The organism is Streptomyces sp. NPDC001027, from assembly GCF_040299045.1.
In the GTDB taxonomy this organism is placed as follows: domain Bacteria; phylum Actinomycetota; class Actinomycetes; order Streptomycetales; family Streptomycetaceae; genus Streptomyces.
Map to the genome: position 1 here is coordinate 1 of NZ_JBEPBI010000604.1, position 1,146 is coordinate 1,146.

The following is a 1,146-nucleotide window of genomic DNA, read 5'->3' on the forward strand; positions in this document are numbered from 1 at the left end:
GGCTGTTCTCCCACATCACCATGAACTGGCGCGGCAGACCCCTGACCAGCCATGAAGTCATGCTCCAAACCATCGCCGCGACCACCAGCCGCACCGGCCTCACCGTCCATGCCGAACTCGACAGCGGTGAGTACCCCACCGGCATCCGCGTCAGCGACGACGAGATCGCCGCCCTGCCCATTACTCGTCATCGCTTCCACGGCGACTGGAACTACACGCTTCACCCCCAGCGCCCGATGGACGCGGCGATCACCGGGAGCACACCGGATGAGGTTCTGGCGGACAGACCGACTCGCCTCACGCGGCGTTCGCTTCAAGGCCCGGAAATGACCGGGATGACCCGGCGGCAGCTCAGCGAGCTCATCGACTCGTTGACTCCAGCGATGGAGGTTCAACGCGAGCAAGTGCTCCGCACACGTCGAGGCCACGAGCGACTGGTGGCCCCTGGCGCAGGTGCCAAAGCCAACCTCACCTCAGCCGACCGGGTCCTGGTCACCGTGCTCCGCCTGCGAAAACTCGCGACCATGGACCTCTTGGGCCAGCTCTTCAACACCACCGCCATGACCATCAGCCGCGCAGTGAAAGACGTCCGCCCGCTCCTGGAAGCCCACGGTGTTCATCTCCCCGCGCCAACAGCCCGCTTCCGCATATGGGAAGACGTCGCCAGGTTCCTCGAGCCTGGCAAAACCAAGATCAAACCGACGTGTTGATTCCCGGCAAGCCCTAAGGCTGAGTGATCGCTAGGGCTGCCTGGCTGCCGTGCGGCCCCCCGAAGGTGCCGGTCAGACGCCGGGCAGGTCGTCAGGCGTCGAGGGGGCGGTGTCCCCAGGCCCTTGTTCGAACGCCTGGAGGCATTCGAGCTCCTGGCGGGAGAGGGACGTGCTGTCGAACTGACATGGCCGTTGCCTCTCGTCCTCGTCAGGCAGCTCGTCCACGTCCAGTGGCGCACTCTCGCGCGGTTCCGGGACGGTCGCCGGCTCGTCGTCCACCGGTGTCGGTAATCCGAGCAGCTCCTCCACCAGAGCGGCATCGATGTCAGTCCCGGGATCCAGGTCCCAGGCATGGGCCCACAGCGACCGGGCCAGCTCCTCCAGCTTGAGCACACTGAGGCCGTGTAGTGCTTCGCCGATGACGCGTGTCGCGTCA

Annotated in this window: 2 protein-coding genes; one reads left to right on the top strand and one right to left on the bottom strand. The window is 65.9% G+C overall.

Annotated features, from left to right (window positions below; all coding sequences use genetic code 11):
- Nucleotides 1-710: ISAzo13-like element transposase-related protein (locus tag ABT300_RS44250; RefSeq protein WP_351688878.1), on the top strand; the 710-nt coding region annotated here is incomplete at its 5' end.
- A gap of 72 nt (nt 711-782) precedes the next feature.
- Here the strand turns inward: ABT300_RS44250 and ABT300_RS44255 are convergent.
- On the bottom strand, nt 783-1,146 hold a 364-nt coding region (locus ABT300_RS44255), incomplete at its 5' end, for a hypothetical protein (protein ID WP_351688880.1).